General features: G+C 67.8%; 14 protein-coding genes and 1 rRNA gene. 10 read left to right on the forward strand and 5 right to left on the reverse strand.

What is annotated here, in order from left to right; genetic code table 11:
• Together VG561_RS02610 and tyrS are read right to left on the reverse strand one after the other, a co-directional pair.
• Nucleotides 1-78: ribosomal RNA gene (locus VG561_RS02610) — 16S ribosomal RNA — on the reverse strand; the annotation flags it as partial.
• A 521-nt stretch (nt 79-599) separates the two neighbouring features.
• Nucleotides 600-1,811 (reverse strand): tyrosine--tRNA ligase, encoded by a 1,212-nt coding sequence (tyrS, locus tag VG561_RS02615; protein ID WP_032961398.1) that lies wholly within the window; start codon nt 1,809-1,811, stop codon nt 600-602.
• 167 nt (nt 1,812-1,978) lie between these two features.
• Here tyrS and VG561_RS02620 point away from each other — a divergent pair, with 167 nt between their 5' ends.
• Complete coding sequence (locus VG561_RS02620; RefSeq protein ID WP_423179353.1) at nt 1,979-3,451, forward strand: peptidoglycan DD-metalloendopeptidase family protein; 1,473 nt, start codon at nt 1,979-1,981, stop codon at nt 3,449-3,451.
• 66 nt (nt 3,452-3,517) lie between these two features.
• Entirely contained in the window at nt 3,518-4,645 is a 1,128-nt protein-coding gene (locus VG561_RS02625) for an anhydro-N-acetylmuramic acid kinase (RefSeq protein ID WP_080281908.1), read from the forward strand.
• A gap of 106 nt (nt 4,646-4,751) precedes the next feature.
• Here the strand turns inward: VG561_RS02625 and VG561_RS02630 are convergent, their stop codons facing one another.
• From VG561_RS02630 to VG561_RS02640, 3 genes are all read right to left on the reverse strand, one after another.
• Nucleotides 4,752-4,982, reverse strand: a complete 231-nt coding sequence (locus VG561_RS02630; protein WP_014645678.1) for a hypothetical protein — start codon at nt 4,980-4,982, stop codon at nt 4,752-4,754.
• Between the two features lie 78 nt (nt 4,983-5,060).
• Nucleotides 5,061-6,365 (reverse strand): AmpG family muropeptide MFS transporter, encoded by a 1,305-nt coding sequence (locus VG561_RS02635; RefSeq protein ID WP_423179354.1) that lies wholly within the window; start codon nt 6,363-6,365, stop codon nt 5,061-5,063.
• Nucleotides 6,362-7,162, reverse strand: a complete 801-nt coding sequence (locus tag VG561_RS02640) for an exodeoxyribonuclease III (RefSeq protein WP_423179355.1) — start codon at nt 7,160-7,162, stop codon at nt 6,362-6,364. Before VG561_RS02640 ends, VG561_RS02635 begins: the two co-directional genes overlap by 4 nt.
• 162 nt (nt 7,163-7,324) lie before the next feature.
• Between VG561_RS02640 and pyrE the strand changes: the two genes are divergently transcribed.
• From pyrE to VG561_RS02680, 8 genes are all read left to right on the forward strand, one after another.
• On the forward strand, nt 7,325-7,984 hold the full coding sequence (gene pyrE / locus VG561_RS02645; RefSeq protein WP_032961411.1) for an orotate phosphoribosyltransferase: 660 nt from the start codon (nt 7,325-7,327) through the stop codon (nt 7,982-7,984).
• An 18-nt stretch (nt 7,985-8,002) separates the two neighbouring features.
• Entirely contained in the window at nt 8,003-8,665 is a 663-nt protein-coding gene (locus tag VG561_RS02650; RefSeq protein WP_032961414.1) for a hypothetical protein, read from the forward strand.
• A gap of 221 nt (nt 8,666-8,886) precedes the next feature.
• Nucleotides 8,887-8,979 carry a potassium-transporting ATPase subunit F gene (locus VG561_RS02655; RefSeq protein ID WP_005407770.1) on the forward strand — a complete coding sequence of 31 codons (93 nt, stop codon included), beginning with the start codon at nt 8,887-8,889 and terminating at the stop codon, nt 8,977-8,979.
• Nucleotides 8,980-8,990: 11 nt separating this feature from the next.
• On the forward strand, nt 8,991-10,700 hold the full coding sequence (gene kdpA / locus VG561_RS02660; protein WP_014645673.1) for a potassium-transporting ATPase subunit KdpA: 1,710 nt from the start codon (nt 8,991-8,993) through the stop codon (nt 10,698-10,700).
• Nucleotides 10,701-10,710: 10 nt separating this feature from the next.
• Nucleotides 10,711-12,768: a potassium-transporting ATPase subunit KdpB gene (gene kdpB / locus VG561_RS02665; RefSeq protein WP_014645672.1), complete on the forward strand. Its 2,058-nt coding sequence runs from the start codon at nt 10,711-10,713 to the stop codon at nt 12,766-12,768.
• Nucleotides 12,765-13,415, forward strand: a complete 651-nt coding sequence (gene kdpC / locus VG561_RS02670; protein ID WP_262093321.1) for a potassium-transporting ATPase subunit KdpC — start codon at nt 12,765-12,767, stop codon at nt 13,413-13,415. Before kdpB ends, kdpC begins: the two co-directional genes overlap by 4 nt.
• A gap of 51 nt (nt 13,416-13,466) precedes the next feature.
• On the forward strand, nt 13,467-16,127 hold the full coding sequence (locus VG561_RS02675; protein WP_014645670.1) for a sensor histidine kinase: 2,661 nt from the start codon (nt 13,467-13,469) through the stop codon (nt 16,125-16,127).
• A complete protein-coding gene (locus VG561_RS02680) occupies nt 16,108-16,821 on the forward strand; it encodes a response regulator transcription factor (RefSeq protein WP_032961423.1) in 714 nt (237 codons plus the stop codon). The genes VG561_RS02675 and VG561_RS02680 overlap by 20 nt, the downstream gene beginning before the upstream one ends.
• Nucleotides 16,822-16,903 lie beyond the last annotated feature (82 nt).

A 16,903-nucleotide genomic window follows, 5' to 3' on the forward strand; every position in this document is an offset into this window, starting at 1 on the left:
CCTGTGCTGCCGTTCGACTTGCATGTGTTAGGCCTACCGCCAGCGTTCACTCTGAGCCAGGATCAAACTCTTCACTTAAAACTACATGATCCGAAGATCAAAATTTAAAGCTGCAGATGATTGATTCCGGCAACGTATCGCTTGCTTTAAAACAATTAATAGTTGCTTGATCAAACGTCTGCAAGATGGACAATCATCCTTCCTGCAGGCGCCTTCACAAGATACCTGCGCATACTTTCAAAGATCTGGGGAAGTGGCCTCAGCGCCGTTCCCGTGTGCTGCGAAGTTTTCCTTCGTAGCGAGCCGCCCATTATGCCAGACTTTTTCAGTCCGTCAACACCTTCGTTCGATCATCTCGTTCGGCGGTGGTGGGCACCCTGATGTCGCTGAAGCCCCTTGGTGGCGACCCCTGCGACGGGGGAGGAGAAGTATGGCCCCATCCACATCATTTGTGAAGGGGGTGTGGCGATTTTTTTCACCGGATGTTGCATCTGTTCATCCGTCGCGCTGCGGTAGGAACCCGCGAAGCGCAGCCAAGCGTAGGCTTGGCTCTACAAGAGCATAAGGAAGGGCCGGCTGGCGCCGGCCCTTCCCTGCTGTCAGGCAGTGACCAGGCGCACGCGGGCGAAAGTACGCTTGCCGACCTGCAGCAGGCCTTCGAAGCCCGGCTGCAGCACCTGCTGGCCATCTTCGACCACTTCACCGTCGACCTTGACCGCGCGCTCCTTGAGCTTGCGGTTGGCTTCAGAGTTGCTCGGGGTCAGGCCGGCCGCCGTCAGCAGCGCAGCGATACGCAGGCCTTCGGCCGGAATCGCCACCTCCTGCAGCGGCAGCTGGGTAATGTCACCCTGCCCGGTCACCGCTGCTTCCCAGCCTGCAATGGCCTGCTCGGCCGCGGCGGCGTCGTGGAAACGGGTCGCCAGTTCACGCGCCAGGCGCAGCTTGACCACACGCGGGTTCAAGCCGCCATTGGCCACCTGCTCGCGCAGCTGCACGGCTTCGGCCTGGCTGATGTCGAAGGACAGCAGTTCGATCCAGCGCCACATCAGGGTGTCGTCCACCTTCATGGTCTTGGTGACGATGTCGATGGCCGGCTCGCTGATACCAATGTAGTTGCCCAGCGACTTGGACATCTTGTTGACGCCGTCCAGGCCTTCCAGCAGCGGCATGGTCAGCACCACCTGCGGCTTCTGGCCGTGGTGTTCCTGCAGGCCACGGCCCATCAGCAGGTTGAACTTCTGGTCGGTACCGCCCAGTTCGACGTCGGCCTCCAGGGCCACCGAATCGTAGCCCTGCACCAGCGGGTACAGGAATTCGTGGATGGCGATGGACTGCTGGGCGGCATAGCGCTTGGCGAAGTCGTCGCGCTCGAGCATGCGCGCCACGGTGTGCTGGCCGGCCAGGCGGATCATGTCGGCCGCGCCCATCTTGCCGAACCACTCCGAGTTGAAGCGGACTTCGGTACGGCTGCGGTCGAGCACCTTGAACACCTGTTCCTCGTAGGTACGGGCGTTGGCCAGCACGTCATCGCGGCTGAGCGGCTTGCGGGTCAGGCTCTTGCCGGACGGGTCGCCGATCATGCCGGTGAAGTCGCCGATCAGGAAAATGACCTGGTGGCCGAGGTCCTGGAACTGGCGCATCTTGTTCAGCAGCACCGTATGGCCCAGGTGCAGGTCGGGCGCGGTGGGGTCGAAGCCGGCCTTGATCCGCAGCGGACGGCCTTCCTGCAGGCGCGCACGCAGATCCTCGAGCTTGAGGATCTCGTCGGCACCACGGCCGATCAGGGCAAGGGCTTCTTCAATCGAGGACACGTGACTACTCCCGGCAACGCCGATTCTTGTGTGGGGTGTTAAAGCGAAGTTAACCCGATTGGCTTCACAAAAGCCAATGGGCACAAGGGTTTGACGCGGTTTTCTGAGGTGTCTATGGTAACCGGCGATCAGGCCCGCACTCCCAGGCCGCCAGGAAAAAACCGCCGATGCACAATTCCGAACAAGGGCGCGCACGCAAGCAGCGCTTCCAGGAACGCCTCCACGTCCTGCACGACAACACCCTGCATCGGAAGCTCAGGCAACATCTTCCCGCCGCCTTCAATGAGCGCTGGACCCGCCGCCATTGGATGCACGCCAGCCTGTTTGCGACCATCGGCGCCTTGGTGGCGACGATCGTCCCCGGTTTCTCGCACACCATCGATGCGCCTTACGCCGACAGCCACACCAGCCTGGCGCTGCCGTTGCCGCCGCTGACCATGGCCCGCCAGCAGCAGGTGCCGGGTGACAGCTGGCAGGTGCTGCGCGTGCAGCGTGGCCAGACCCTGAGCGACCTGTTCGACAAGGCTGGCATTCCGGCCACCACCCTGCACCGGGTGCTGGACCACCCCGGCGCGCGTGAGGCGTTGACCAAGCTGCGCCCGGGTGCCGAGATCGCCTTCGACATGCCGCTGTCCGGCGACCTGCGCAGCATCCGTTTCGACCGCGATGCCGACAACCGCGTGGAACTGAGCCTGGCCGGCGATGACATCAAGGAGAAAGTGACCAAGCGCGAGTCCTCCACGCGCACCGTGGTCACCAGCGGCGAGATCACCAGTTCGCTGTATGCCGCGGCCCGACGGGCCGGGCTGTCGCCGTCGGCGATCGCGACGATGACCGACGACATCTTCAAGTACGACATCGACTTCTCCAAGGACCTGCAGCCGGGCGACCGCTTCAGCGTGGTGATGGATGAAACCTGGCGCGAAGGCGAGAAGGTGGACACCAGCAAGATCCTGGCGGCGACCTTCACCACCGGTGGCAAGACCTATTCCGGCTTCCGCTTCGACCGCAACGGCAAGTCCGAGTACTACGACATCAACGGCCGTTCGCTGAAGAAGAGCTTCATCCGCATGCCGATCCCGTTCGCGCGGCTGAGTTCGACCTTCGGCGCGCGCAAGCACCCGGTGCTGGGCAAGATGCGCATGCACAAGGGCGTGGACTACGCCGCGCGCACCGGCACTCCGATCATGGCCGCCGGCGATGCCCGCGTGCAGTTCGCCGGCGTGCAGCGCGGCTACGGCAACGTGGTGATCCTCGACCATGGCCGCGGCCACACCACCCTGTACGGCCACATGTCGCGCTTTGCGAACATCAGGACCGGCCAGCGCGTGGCCCAGGGCACGGTGATCGGCTATGTCGGCTCGACCGGCCTGGCGACCGGGCCGCACCTGCACTACGAATTCCGCGTCAACGGCGAGCACCGCAACCCGCTGACCGTGACCATGCCGCCGCCGGAACCGCTGAAGGGCGCCGAGCTGGTCGCCTTCCGCGCGCAGACCGCGCCGGCGATGGCGCGCATCCAGGGCATGGAGAAGCTGATCTACGCCGACGCCAGCCCGGCACCGACCAGCCGCGACGATGCTGCGCCCGAGGTGGCCAGCGCCAAGGACAAGCAGGCGACCGGCCGCAAGCGCGGCTGAGCGTCTTGCGTTGACGAAGAAGGACGCGGCAGCCCAAGCTTGCCGCGTCCTTTTTTTATGCCTGCCATGAACACGACTGCCGACGCTGACGCCCCCCTGTACCTTGGCCTGATGTCGGGCACCAGCGCCGATGGCATCGATGCCGCGCTGGTGCAGTTCCCCGCCGGCGGTGGCTGCCGCTTCGTGCACGGCCTGACCGCCCGCTGGGAGCCGGTGCTACGCGCGCGGCTGGTGGCGCTGGGCGAAGGTGGCCCGCTGGAGTCGCTGGAGGAACTGGGCGAACTGGACGCGCGGATCGCGATCAACTTCGCCGGGGCCGCCAATCAACTGCTGGCCGAGGCCGGCGTGGACCGCAGCCAGGTGCGCGCGATCGGCTCGCACGGCCAGACCGTGCGCCACCGCCCGCTGGCCGACCCGGCGTTCACCGTGCAGCTGGGCGACGGCAACCGCATTGCCGAACTGACCGGGATCACGACGGTGTCCGACTTCCGCCGCCGCGACGTGGCGGCCGGGGGCCACGGTGCGCCGCTGATGCCGGCCTTCCACCTGGGCATGCTGGGCACCGCCGACGAAGACCGCGCGGTGCTCAACCTGGGCGGCATCGCCAACCTGACCCTGATCCCGCGCGAAGGCGCGGTGCGTGGCTTCGATACCGGCCCGGCCAATGCGCTGATGGACGCCTGGTGCCAGCGCCATACCGGCCGCACCTTCGATGCCGATGGCGCTTACGCTGCCAGTGGCACGTTGGACGAGGGCCTGCTGGCCGGCTGGCGCTCGGACCCGTGGTTCGCGCTGCCGCCGCCGAAGAGCACCGGGCGCGAACAGTTTCACCTGTCCTGGGCCGAAGCCCACATGGGGGAAGGCGAGTACGCCGCTGCCGATGTGCAGGCCACCCTGCTGGAGCTGACCGTGGCGACCGTGGCCGATGCGTTGCTGGCGCAGCAGCCGCAGACCCGGCGCCTGCTGGTCTGTGGCGGCGGTGTGCGCAACCGGCAGCTGATGAAGCGGCTGGCGGCGCGGCTGCCGGAGGTGCAGGTTGAGTCCAGCGCGGTGCATGGGCTGGACCCGGAGTACGTGGAGGCGATGGGTTTCGCCTGGCTGGCGCAGCGGACGATGGACGGGCTGGCGGGCAACCTGCCGAGCGTGACCGGGGCAACGGGCCCGCGGATCCTGGGGGCGATCCACCTGGCGTGAGGTGGGCCGTCCGCGCAGGTGAGGCGCCGTTGTAGAGCCGAGCCCTGCTCGGCTTAGCGCGGGCCGGGCCAAGAGCAGCCGAGCATGGCTCGGCTCTACAAAGGCGCTAATCGAAGCCCTGCCCTGCCGGCAGGGCCTGCAGGGCGGCAATCGCGGCGGAGAGGGCGTCCACTTCGGGATCGCCGAAGCCGGAGCGGACCTCCAGTTCACTGCTGAACAGCCCCTGCTCCAGCAAGGCGGCGCAGGTCTGTTCGTGGGTCCAGCCGCGGGCGACCGCGACCCGTCGGATGCGTTCCAGCAGCAGCGGGTCCAGGTCCCGCAGCACAACGTCGGCCATGCTCACTTCCCCGTTCGCAAGGCACCGCCCCCTCGGCGCGTCGGGGGCGATGATCCCGCAGTCCGGGCGGGCAGGCAATCAGGCGACCGGCGGCGGCCCGCGATCGGCGATCCGCGGCCACAGCCACGCCAGCAGCAGCAGGGTTGGCACCACGGTGATCGAGCTGAGGATGAAGAACGTGCTGTAGGACGTGGCTTCGACGATGTAGCCGGAGATGCCACCGACGAACTTGCCCGGCAGGTTGGCCAGCGAGACCAGCAATGCGTACTGGGTGGCGGTGAAGTTGCGGTCGGTCAGCGACGACATGAAGGCCACCAGCACGGTGCCGGCAAAGCCCTGGAACAGGTTGTCGGCACTGAGCGCGGCGTAGAACGCCCACAGCTTGCCCGGATTGTGCGCCATCAGCAGGAAGGCCAGGTTGGACAGCGCCACGCCAAGCGCGGCCACCAGCAGCATGCGGCGGAAGCCGAACGCAGCCACCGCGATGCCGCCAAGGAACGCGCCGCCGATGCCCATCCACACACCGAACAGCTTGGAGACGGTGGCGATGTCGGCCTTGTCGAACCCCGAGTCGAGATAGAACGGCCCGGCCATCACTCCGATCACCTGGTCGGGAAACTTGAACAGGCCGACGAACGCCAGCAGCACCAGCGCCAGTGCCACGCCATTGCGGCTGAAGAAGCTGGAGATGGGCTGGACGAACGCTTCGGCAATATCGATGCGGCGCTGCACGGCGGTGGCCGGGCGCTGCGGTTCGGCGCACAGCAGGGTGGTGACGATCGGCAGCAGCATCAGCGCGGCCATCGCCAGGTAGGCGACGATCCAGCCTTCGAACTGGGCCAGGTACAGCGCGCCGGCACCGGCCAGGATCAGGCCGATCCGGTAGCCCAGCGTATAGGTGGCGGCCAGCGCCGCCTGGGCGGTCTGCGGCGCGATCTCGATGCGGTAGGCATCGACGGCCGAATCCTGGGTGGCGCCGGCGAACGACGCCACCAGCACCCACATCACCAACGGCCACACGCCCTGTTCGGGCCGCACGAAGGCCAGCGCGACCAGCCCGACCAGCACCAGCACCTGCGACACCAGCAGCCAGGAGCGGCGGCGGCCGAGCCGCCCCAGCAGCGGGAAGGCGTAGCGGTCCAGCAGCGGTGCCCACAGGAACTTGAGCAGGTAGAAGAAGCTGGCCAGGCTGATCAGGCCGATGCTGCCCAGGTCCAGCCCGACGTCGCGCAGGCGCGTGGACAGGGTCTGCGAGGCGATCAGCAGGAACGGCAGGCCACTGCCGAAGCCGAGCATGGCCATGGTCAGCGCCGACGGGGTACCAAAGGCGCGCTTGATGCCGGCCCAGCCCTTGTAGCTGACCGGCGTGGCGGCCTCGGTCACAGGTTGTAGTCCACGGTGAACGGGGCGTGGTCGGAGAAGCGCTCGTCGCGGTAGATCGAGCAGCTGCGCAGCCGGTCACGCAGGCCCGGGGCGATGAACTGGTAGTCGATGCGCCAACCGACATTGTTGGCACGGGCGGCGCCGCGGTTGCTCCACCAGGTGTAGTCCTCTCCGGTGGGGTTGAGCAGGCGGTAGGCATCGGCCCACCCACGGCCGCCGGCGACATCGGTGGCCTGGCCGTGGTCGGCGCACAGCGCGTTGAGCCAGTCGCGCTCCTCCGGCAGGCAGCCGGAGTTCTTCTGGTTGGACTTCCAGTTCTTGATGTCCAGCGCCGAACGCACGATGTTCCAGTCACCGCACAGCACGTAGTCGCGGCCGCTGCGCGCCCACGCTTCGAGGATCGGCCGCAGCCATTCCATCACTTCGAACTTGAAGCCCTGGCGCAGGTCGCCCGAGCTGCCCGATGGGATATAGAAGGAAACCACGCTGAGATTGCCGTAGCGCGCCTCGATGTAGCGGCCTTCGTCGTCGAACGGCGCCCAACCCAGCGAGGTGATGACCTGGTCCGGCTCGCGCTTGCTGTAGATCGCCACGCCGCTGTAGCCCTTCTTGGTGATGGCATCGCGATAGAAGCAGTGGTGGCCGTCCGGACGGAACATCGGGTCGGTCAGCTGGTCTTCCTGGGCCTTGGTTTCCTGGATGCACAGGACGTCGGCGTCCTGGGCACGGAACCAGTCGAGGAAGCCCTTGGTCGCGGCGGAACGGATGCCATTGGCGTTGAAACTGATGATGCGCATGCGGGGGACCTGCGGCGGGAAACCGGGCAAGCATAACGGTTGCCCGCAGGGCTGCGCAGTCCGCCAGGCCGGGCCTGGACGGCTTTCACATGGCGCTGGACGAGCGCGAAACGCCCAGCTGGATTAGGATTTGTGCTCCAAATGAAGATGAATCGAGTTTTGATGAGCGACCACCGCCACCGTTTCCTGCAGCTGGCCCTGACTGCCGACGCCCTGCGCTTCGGCCAGTTCACCCTCAAGTCCGGCCGGCTGAGCCCCTATTTCTTCAACGCCGGTCGTTTCGACTCCGGTTCGCTGCTGTCGCAGCTCGGCGCCTGCTACGCCGATGCCATCGATGCCACCGGGATCAAGTACGACGTGGTGTTCGGCCCGGCCTACAAGGGCATTCCGCTGGCCACCGCGATGGCCTGCGAGCTGGCCCAGCGTGGCCGCGACCTGCCGCTGTCGTTCAACCGCAAGGAAGCCAAGGACCATGGCGAAGGCGGCCAGCTGATCGGCGCCGACCTGAATGGCAAGCGCGTGCTGATCGTCGATGACGTGATCACCGCCGGTACCGCGATCCGCGAAGCGCTGGGCATCATCCGCGCTGCCGGCGGCACCCCGGCCGGCATCGTGGTGGCACTGGACCGCCAGGAGATCGCCTCGGAAGCCGACCGTCGCTCGGCGGCACAGTCGGTGGCCGAAGAAGCCGGCATTCCGGTGATCGCCGTGGCATCGCTGGCCGATCTGCTTGATTTCGCCTCCGGCAACCCGGAACTTGTCGGTTACCGGCAGCCGCTGGAAGCCTACCGGGCCCAGTACGGCGTCCGTTCGATCCGCTGACCGACCAGGGGAAAGGTCATGTCCCGAGTTCCTGCTGTTCTCTTTGCCGGCCTGCTGCTGGCCGTGCCGTTCACCGTGCCGGCGCAGTCGCGCGACGGCGGCAAGGTGGAAAAGAAGCTGTACTGCTGGAACGAGGGCAAGGAGCGGATCTGCAGTGATTCGCTGCCGGCCGATGCGGTCAATCACGCCCGCGAGGAGTTCAACGCGAAGAGCGGCCTGCGCAATGCGCAGGTCCAGCGCGCGTTGACCGACGAGGAGCGCGCCGCAGCCAGCACCGTGGCACAGCAGCAGCAGCTGGACCTGATGGCCGAGCAGACCCGCCAGCGCACCGAGCAGGCGATGCTGTCCACCTATGGCAGCGAGGACGACCTGCGCCGGGTGTTCGCCGAACGCCAGGAAGTGCTGGACAACAACCTGAAGACCGCCGAGTACAACGTCACCAGCCTGCGCGAATCGCTGGTGGCGCTGCTGTCGGCCGCCGGTGACCGCGAACTGGCCGGTGGCAAGGTGGCCGACAAGCAGGCCGAGGCGATCCGCCAGCGGCATGTACAACTGCAGTCGCAGCAACGCCTGCAGGCCGGGTTCCTGCAGCAGCAGCAGGCGCTGAAGGCCGAGATCGACAGCACGCTGCAGCGCTATCGCGAGCTGAAGGGCGTGGCGCAGGCGAGCCAGGCGCCGTGATTCGCCTGTAGCGTCGGGCCCACGCTCGACTCCGCGTGACCTTGGGAAAGGGCAGCCGAGCATGGGCTCGGCTCTACAGCAGGCGGCGCGTGGTTACGGGTTGGCCCACGGAATTTATGCACTCTTTACGCGTCGGCCCGGTCCGGCGCGTAGTGCGTTTATGGGTGGCAGGACGACGATGACGGCCTGAGGTGGAGGGGTTCCACCAGGTCGCTATTGAAATGTCCCCCTGGCTGTCTTTGTTGTGTGGCGTGCTGGTGCTGGTCGCCGCCGCCTATCTTCTCTATGTCGTGCTGCGGCCCGAATCGTTCTAACGGAGCCGGCCATGACTGAGATGCTTGTCATTCTTGCCGCCAGCCTGCTGCTGGCGTGGCCGCTGGGCCTGTACCTGGCCCGCGTGATGCGCGGCACGCCGATGAAGGTCGACGTGCTGTTCAACTGGATCGAAAAGCCGTTGTACAAGGTGTTCGGCGTCGATCCCTCGCGCGCGATGTCCTGGCGCGGCTACGTGCTGGCCTTCGTGCTGAGCAACGTGGTGGTCGCTGTGTTGACCCAGGCGGTGTTCATGACCCAGGCCTGGTTGCCACTGAACCCGGACCAGATCCCGAACATGCGCTGGGACACCGCGCTGCACACGATGATCTCGTTCCTGACCAACACCAACCAGCAGCACTATTCGGGCCAGGCGCAGCTGTCCTACCTCTCGCAGATGACCGGCATCACCGGCCTGCAGGTGGTGACGCCGATGATGGGCCTGGCGCTGGCGGTGGCGACGCTGCGCGCGTTGTTCTCGCGTGCGCCGCAGGCTGCGGCGGCCACCGGTGCCGGCGATGACCGCCAGGTGGCGGTAGGCAACTACTACGTGGACGTGGTGCGCCTGTGCGTGCGTTTCCTGTTGCCGCTGTGCCTGGTGTGGACCCTGCTGCTGACCAGCCAGGGTGTGCCATCGACGATGGCCGGTGGCCCGCAGGCCACGCCGATCGATGCCAGCGCCGGCATGACCGGACAGAAGCTGCCGCTGGGCCCGGTGGCGGCGATGGTCGCGGCCAAGCAGCTTGGCGCCAACGGTGGCGGCTGGTACGGCCCGAACAGCAGCTTCCCGCTGGAGAACCCGACCCCGCTGTCGAACGCGCTGGAAATCGTCGGCATCCTGCTGGTGCCGATGGCGGTGATCTTCATGATCGGCGCGTTCACCGGCCGGCGTCGCTTCGGCGCCCTGGTGTTCAGCTGCATGCTGGGCATGTCGCTGCTTTCCACCGGCGCGATGATGTGGAGCGAAGGGCATAGCGCCAGCGCCGCCACACCGCTGCTGATGGAAGGCAAGGAGGTGCGCTTCGGCGCCGACGGCACGGCGCTGTGGGCGGCGGTGACTACCCAGGTCTCCAATGGCTCGGTGAACGGCATGCACGATTCGCTGGCGCCGCTGAGCGGTGGCATCGCGATGGTCAACATGCTGGTCAGCGCGATCTGGGGCGGCATCGGCTGTGGCCTGCAGCAGTTCATCGTCTATCTGCTGCTGGGTGTGTTCCTGGCCGGGTTGATGACCGGGCGCACGCCGGAACTGTTCGGCCGCAAGCTGGAGACGCCCCAGGTGCGCCTGCTGGCCCTGCTGGTGCTGCTGCAGCCGATCACCCTGCTGGTGTTCACTGCGATCACCCTGGCCGTGCCCGGCCTGGCCGGCACCTCCAACCCCGGCTTCCATGGCATCAGCCAGGTGTTCTACGAGTATGTCTCGGCCTACGCCAACAACGGTTCGGGCTTCGAAGGACTGGGTGACGCCACGCTGTGGTGGAACCTGAGCTGCTCGCTGGTACTGCTGCTGGGCCGCTTCCCGCTGCTGATCATTCCGCTGGTGGTGGCCGCACAGCTGGCCGCCAAGCGCCAGGCGCCGGAGTCTGCCGGCAGCCTGCAGATCGAAACCCCGACCTTCGCCCTGACCCTGGTCTCGGTGATCGTCATCCTGACCGTGCTGCAGTTCATGCCGGCGCTGGTACTCGGCCCGATCGCCGATCACCTGAGCCTGGGACTGCGCTGAGGACACCGTGATGAGTACCCAAGCAAGTTCAACCCGTAGTACCCATGCACCGCGCCCTGCCCTGCTTGATGGCGCCGGCCTGCGCCGTGCGCTGGTCGAAGCGGTGCGCAAGCTGGCGCCGATGCATCTGGTGCGCAGCCCGGTGATGGCGGTGGTGATGGCCGGCACGATCGTCGCCGCGATCGTCACCCTGACCGGCAATGCACCGCTGGGCTTCGGCCTGGCGGTGACCGCCATCCTGCTGGTGACCGTGCTGTTCGGCAATTTCGCCGAGGCAGTGGCCGAAGCGCGTGGCCGTGGCCAGGCCGCCTCGCTGCGCCGTGCCCGCCAGGACCTGGTGGCGCGCCGGCTGGCGGCGCCGCAGCCGGGCGCAGCCGAAGCCCAGGTGCCTGCCGCCGAGCTGCGCCCGGGCGACCATGTGATCGTCAGTGCCGGTGAGCTGGTGCCGGCCGATGGCGAGATCGTGCAGGGCCTGGCCACCATCAACGAAGCGGCAGTGACCGGCGAATCGGCACCGGTGCTGCGCGAGGCCGGTACCGACCGTTCCGGTGTGATCGGTGGGACCAAGGTGCTGTCCGACCAGATCATCGTGCGGGTGACCGCCGAGCCGGGCCACAGCTTCCTGGACCGCATGATCGCGCTGGTAGAAGGTGCCAATCGCCAGAAGACCCCCAACGAGATCGCGCTGACCCTGCTGCTGGCGGCGATGACGCTGACCTTCCTGGTGGTGGTGGCCACGTTGCCGGCGATCGGCGCGGCCGTGGGCGTGCAGGTCGATCCACTGCTGCTGATCGCACTGCTGGTGTGCCTGATCCCGACCACCATCGGCGGCCTGCTGCCGGCCATCGGCATCGCCGGCATGAACCGTGCGCTGGCTGCCAACGTGCTGGCCAAGTCGGGCAAGGCGGTGGAAGTGGCCGGCGACGTCGACGTGCTGCTGCTGGACAAGACCGGCACCATCACCTACGGCGACCGCCAGGCCAGCCACTTCCATCCGCTGGCCGGCATCGACGCCAGCCAGCTGCGCGAGGCCGCACTGCTGTCCTCGCTGGCCGACCCGACCCCGGAAGGCAAGTCGATCGTGCGCCTGGCGCGCGAACAGGGCTGCGCCACCGCCGAGCCGGACCGTGCCGACTACTTGGCCTTCAGTGCCCAGACCCGGATGTCCGGCGTCGATCTGGAGCATGGGCGGCAGATCCGCAAGGGCGCTGCCGATGCGATCCGCACCCACGTGCAGGCGCTCGGCGGCAGCGTGCCGGCTGAACTGGCCGGCCGCGTCGAGCAAGTCGCGCGCAATGGCGCCACCCCGCTGGTGGTGGCCGAGGGCCGCCACGTGCTGGGCGTGATCGAGCTGTCGGACGTGGTCAAGCACGGCATGCGCGAGAAGTTCGCACAGCTGCGGGCGATGGGCATCCGCACGGTGATGATCACCGGCGACAACCCGCTGACCGCTGCCGCCATCGCCGCCGAAGCGGGCGTTGATGACTACATCGCCGAGGCCCGTCCGGAAGACAAGCTGGCACGCATCCGCCAGGAACAGGCCGGTGGCCGCCTGGTGGCGATGGTGGGCGATGGCACCAACGATGCTCCCGCGCTGGCCCAGGCCGACATCGGCCTGGCGATGAACTCCGGCACGCAGGCGGCGAAGGAGGCCGGCAACATGGTCGACCTCGATTCAGACCCGGCCAAGCTGCTGGCAGTCGTGGAAGTGGGCAAGCAGCAGCTGATCACCCGCGGTGCGCTGACCACCTTCTCGCTGGCCAACGACGTGTCCAAGTACTTCGCGATCCTGCCGGCGCTGTTTGCCGCTGCGGTTCCGGCCATGGCCGCACTGAACGTGATGCAGCTGTCGAGCCCACGCAACGCGGTGCTGGCGGCGCTGATCTTCAACGCGCTGGTGATTCCCGCGCTGATCCCGCTCGCCCTGCGTGGCGTGCGCTTCCGCCCGGCCACGGCCACCGCGCTGCTGCGGCGGAACATGCTGGTGTACGGCCTCGGCGGCGTGCTGTTGCCGTTCGCGGCGATCAAGCTGATCGACCTCTTCCTTGTCCTGGTATTCGGCGCATGAACCGTTCTGCTTCCACCTCCACCACCCTTCCCCGCGAACCGAAGGCCGAAGCCCGCGTGGCCAGCCTGCAGGACGGCGCCGGCTGGCGCCCGGCGATCGGCCTGGGCCTGGCCACCCTGCTGCTGGCCGGCGCGGTCTACGCCGGCATCGCCACCGGTTTCGCCGGCCTGGCCTACCCCACCCAGGCCGAGGGCAGCCTGCTGCGCGATGGCAGCGGCCAGGTGCGCGGCTCGGCATGGTTGTCGCAGCCGTTCACCGGCGATGGCTACTTCCAGGCACGGCCGTCGGCGGCCAACTACGACCCGATGGCCGCGGCCGGTTCCAACCTGGCGCGCAGCAACCCGGCGCTGGCCGAGCGTGTTGCCGCCAGCACGGCGGCGGTGGCCGCGCGCGAAGGTGTCGCCCCGGCGCAGGTGCCGGCCGACCTGGTCACCCAGTCCGGCGGCGGGCTGGATCCGCAGCTGTCGCCGGCGGCGGCGCAGCTGCAGGTGGCACGCGTGGCACGTGCCCGCGGCCTGCCGGTGGAGCGCGTGCAGGCCATGGTGCAGGCACATACTGAAGGGCGCCAGTGGGGCGTGTTCGGCCAGCCGCGGGTGAACGTGGTGACGCTGAACTTCGCGCTGGACCATGCGGCCAAGGCGCCGTGATGCCGGCCTGCATCGGCTGCGCGCACAATGGCGGCCATGACAGCGGCCCCCATGACTGATGCGCGTACCCGCCAGGCCGATGCCCTGGTGGAAGGCCTGCAACGCGAAGCCGGTGGCAAGCTGACCGTGTTCCTCGGCGCTGCGCCGGGTGTGGGCAAGACCTACACCATGCTGACCCGTGCCCAGGAGCAGCTGCGCCGCGGCGTGGACCTGGTGGTCGGGCTGGTGGAAACCCATGGCCGCGCCGAAACCCAGGCCCTGCTGGAAGGTCTGCCGCAGCTGCCGTTGAAGGACGTGGCCTATCACGGCCACGCCCTGCAGGAGATGGACCTGGATGCCGTGCTGGCACGGCATCCAGCGCTGGTGCTGGTGGACGAACTGGCCCATCGCAATGCGCCCGGCAGCCGCCATGAGCGGCGCTGGCAGGATGTGATGGAGCTGCTCGACGCCGGCATCGACGTCTGGACCACGGTCAACATCCAGCATCTGGAAAGCCTCAACGACGTGGTGATGCGCATCACCGGCGTGCGGGTCAGCGAGACCGTGCCCGATGGCGTGCTCGATCGCCTGCACGACATCGTGCTGGTCGATCTGCCGCCGCGCGAACTGATCGCGCGCCTGCAGCAGGGCAAGGTCTATGTGCCCGAACAGGCCGCGCAGGCGCTGCAGGCGTTCTTCTCGCCGGCCAACCTGACCGCCCTGCGTGAGCTGGCGATGCAGGAAGCCGCCGACCGCGTCGACAGCAGCCTGCGTGAAACCCGCGCCGCACGGGGCGAAGGCAACCTGCCGCTGCGGCGCGGCGTGCTGGTGGCCATCGATGGCGGCGGCCAGAGCGAGTACCTGGTGCGGGTGGCGCGCCGCATCGCCGAGCGCCGCGACGCACCGTGGACGGTGGTGACCGTGCAGGGCCGGCGCCAGGACGAGGCCACGCGGCGCGAGATCGATGCGGCCTTCGCCCTGGCACGGCGGCTGGGCGGCGACGCCGAACTGCTGCACGGATCGAGCATCGCCGATGCCCTGCTCGACCATGCAGCGCACAACGGCGTATCGACCCTGGTGCTGGGGCGCACCCGTGAGCGCCCGCTGGCGCGGATGTTCAACCGAACCCTGACCCAGCAGCTGATCCAGCGCGGCGCGCACTACGAGATCACCATCATCAGCACGCCGCAGGCCCGGGCGCGCTCGCGCCGCGAAGGTCTGCTGCCACCGATGCGCGGCATCAGCTACGAGCCGGTACAGGCACTGATCGCCACCGCGCTGGCCTGTGCGGTGGCTTGGCTGGCCGAACGCTGGGTCGGCATGGCCGACCTGTCGATGGTGTTCATCGTGGCAGTGGTGCTGGTGGCGGCGCGCACGCGTGCCAGCGTGGCGGTGATGGCGGCGATCCTGTGCTTCCTGGCCTACAACTTCCTGTTCATCGCGCCCCGCTTCACCTTCGCCATCGGTGCGCGCCAGGGCGTGATCACCGTGTTCCTGTTCCTGGCCGCCGCCTTGGTGGCCGGACGGCTGGCCTCGCGCCTGCGCATGCAGGTCATTGCGCTGCGTGCGGCCAATCGCCATGCACGTGCACGCCAGCAGCTGGGCCGTCAGCTGGCCAGCGCCGCTGGCAACGGCGAGGTGGCACAGGCAGGTCGGCATGCCTTGGAGCAGGCGATGGATGTGCCGGCGTGGCTGCGGATCGGCGCGGACACTGCCGCCGGTGGCCGCAGCCAACCCGGCGATACCGACCTGGCTGCCGCCGACTGGGCGCTGCGCCACGGCCAGCCCAGCGGCCGCTTCACCGACACCCTGGCCGGTGCGCAGTGGTGGTTCCTGCCATTGCTGGATGGCGAAGATCGCGCGATCGGCGTGGCCGGCCTGTACCTGCCCGGCGCACAGGCACGCCTGCTGCCCGAACAACGGCAGCTTGCCGAAGCGATGGTCGATGACATCGCGCAGGCCGCACTGCGTACCCGGCTGGTGGCCGAACTGGAACAGGCGCATGTCAGCAACGAGACCGAGCGGTTGCGCTCGGCCCTGCTCTCTTCGGTGTCGCACGACCTGCGCTCTCCACTGGCGGCGATGATCGGTTCGGCCGACAGCCTGGCCAGTTACGGCGCGGCGATGGACACGGCCGATCGCCGTGCCCTGCTGGACACCATCCTGGTCGAAGGCGAGCGGCTGGACCGCTACATCCAGAACCTGCTGGACATGACCCGCCTTGGCCACGAAGGTCTGAAGATCAACCGTGACTGGATCGGCGTGGACGAACTGATCGGCTCGGCCGCACGGCGCCTGCAGCGCTACCAGCCCAAGGTGCGGCTGGAGCTGGACATTCCGTCCACGCTGGCGCCGATCTGGGTACACCCGGCGCTGGTCGAACAGGCCGTGTTCAACGTGATGGAGAACGCGGCCAAGTTCTCGCCGCCCGACGCCGCCGTGCAGGTACAGGCGCGCGAACTGGACGGCCAGCTGCGCATCGACGTGATCGATGCCGGCCCCGGCATTCCCGACGACGAGCGCGCGCGCATCTTCGACATGTTCTACAGCGTCGAGCGCGGCGACCGCGGCCGCCACGGCACCGGCCTGGGCCTGACCATCTGCCAGGGCATGATCGGCGCACATGGCGGCAGCGTGCAGGCGCTGCCCGGACGCGACGGTCGCGGTACCCTGATCCGCATCACCCTGCCCCTGCTCAAGCCAGCCTCCCACGATGAGCCCGACCCCGATTGATGCCAGCGTGCCGGCCGCGCGCGTGCTGGTGATCGATGATGAAACCCAGATCCGCCGGTTCCTGGACATCAGCCTGCGCGCGCAGGGCTACCAGGTGCGACAGGCCGCCACCGGCCAGGAAGGCCTGCAGCTGGCCGCCAGCGAGGACATGGACCTGGTGATCCTGGATATCGGCCTGCCGGACATGGAAGGCCACGAGGTACTTGAACAGCTGCGGCAGTGGAGCCAGGTGCCGGTGATCATGCTGACCGTGCGCGCCGGCGAAGCCGAGAAGGTGCGCGCACTGGATACCGGCGCCAACGACTACGTGACCAAGCCGTTCGGCACGCAGGAACTGATGGCGCGGGTGCGGGCGCTGCTGCGCACGCGCAGCGTACCCAGTGATGGCACGCCGCCGGTGTTCGACGACGGCCACCTGCGCGTGGACCTGGTGCGCCGCGAAGTCGCCCTGCAGGGTGAACCGGTGGCGTTGACCCGCAAGGAGTACGCGTTGCTGTCGCTGCTGCTGCGCAATGCCGGGCGGGTGGTGACACAGCCGCAGATCCTGCAGGAGATCTGGGGGCCGACCCACCAGCACGATACCCATTACCTGCGCATCCTGGTCGGCAAGCTGCGGCACAAGCTGGGCGATTCGGCGCTGGATTCACGCTACCTGTTCACCGAACCGGGCGTGGGCTTGCGATTCAAGGGGTGAGGGTGTGCCGAACAACGGTCGGCACCCACCAAAGCAAATTCGGAAGAGCATCCACGCATGGCGTGGATCTCTGCTGTGTCGA

Origin of the sequence: Stenotrophomonas sp. CASM110, from assembly GCF_049384345.1 — a bacterium.
GTDB lineage: Bacteria > Pseudomonadota > Gammaproteobacteria > Xanthomonadales > Xanthomonadaceae > Stenotrophomonas > Stenotrophomonas muris.

Coding starts and splice junctions, on each gene's coding strand:
- VG561_RS02620 (WP_423179353.1), top strand. CDS start 1,979: ATGCACAATTCCGAACAAGGGCGCGCACGCAAGCAGCGCTTCCAGGAA.
- VG561_RS02625 (WP_080281908.1), top strand. CDS start 3,518: ATGAACACGACTGCCGACGCTGACGCCCCCCTGTACCTTGGCCTGATG.
- VG561_RS02630 (WP_014645678.1), bottom strand. CDS start 4,982: ATGGCCGACGTTGTGCTGCGGGACCTGGACCCGCTGCTGCTGGAACGC.
- VG561_RS02640 (WP_423179355.1), bottom strand. CDS start 7,162: ATGCGCATCATCAGTTTCAACGCCAATGGCATCCGTTCCGCCGCGACC.
- pyrE (WP_032961411.1), top strand. CDS start 7,325: ATGAGCGACCACCGCCACCGTTTCCTGCAGCTGGCCCTGACTGCCGAC.
- VG561_RS02650 (WP_032961414.1), top strand. CDS start 8,003: ATGTCCCGAGTTCCTGCTGTTCTCTTTGCCGGCCTGCTGCTGGCCGTG.
- VG561_RS02655 (WP_005407770.1), top strand. CDS start 8,887: ATGTCCCCCTGGCTGTCTTTGTTGTGTGGCGTGCTGGTGCTGGTCGCC.
- kdpA (WP_014645673.1), top strand. CDS start 8,991: ATGACTGAGATGCTTGTCATTCTTGCCGCCAGCCTGCTGCTGGCGTGG.
- kdpB (WP_014645672.1), top strand. CDS start 10,711: ATGAGTACCCAAGCAAGTTCAACCCGTAGTACCCATGCACCGCGCCCT.
- kdpC (WP_262093321.1), top strand. CDS start 12,765: ATGAACCGTTCTGCTTCCACCTCCACCACCCTTCCCCGCGAACCGAAG.
- VG561_RS02675 (WP_014645670.1), top strand. CDS start 13,467: ATGACTGATGCGCGTACCCGCCAGGCCGATGCCCTGGTGGAAGGCCTG.
- VG561_RS02680 (WP_032961423.1), top strand. CDS start 16,108: ATGAGCCCGACCCCGATTGATGCCAGCGTGCCGGCCGCGCGCGTGCTG.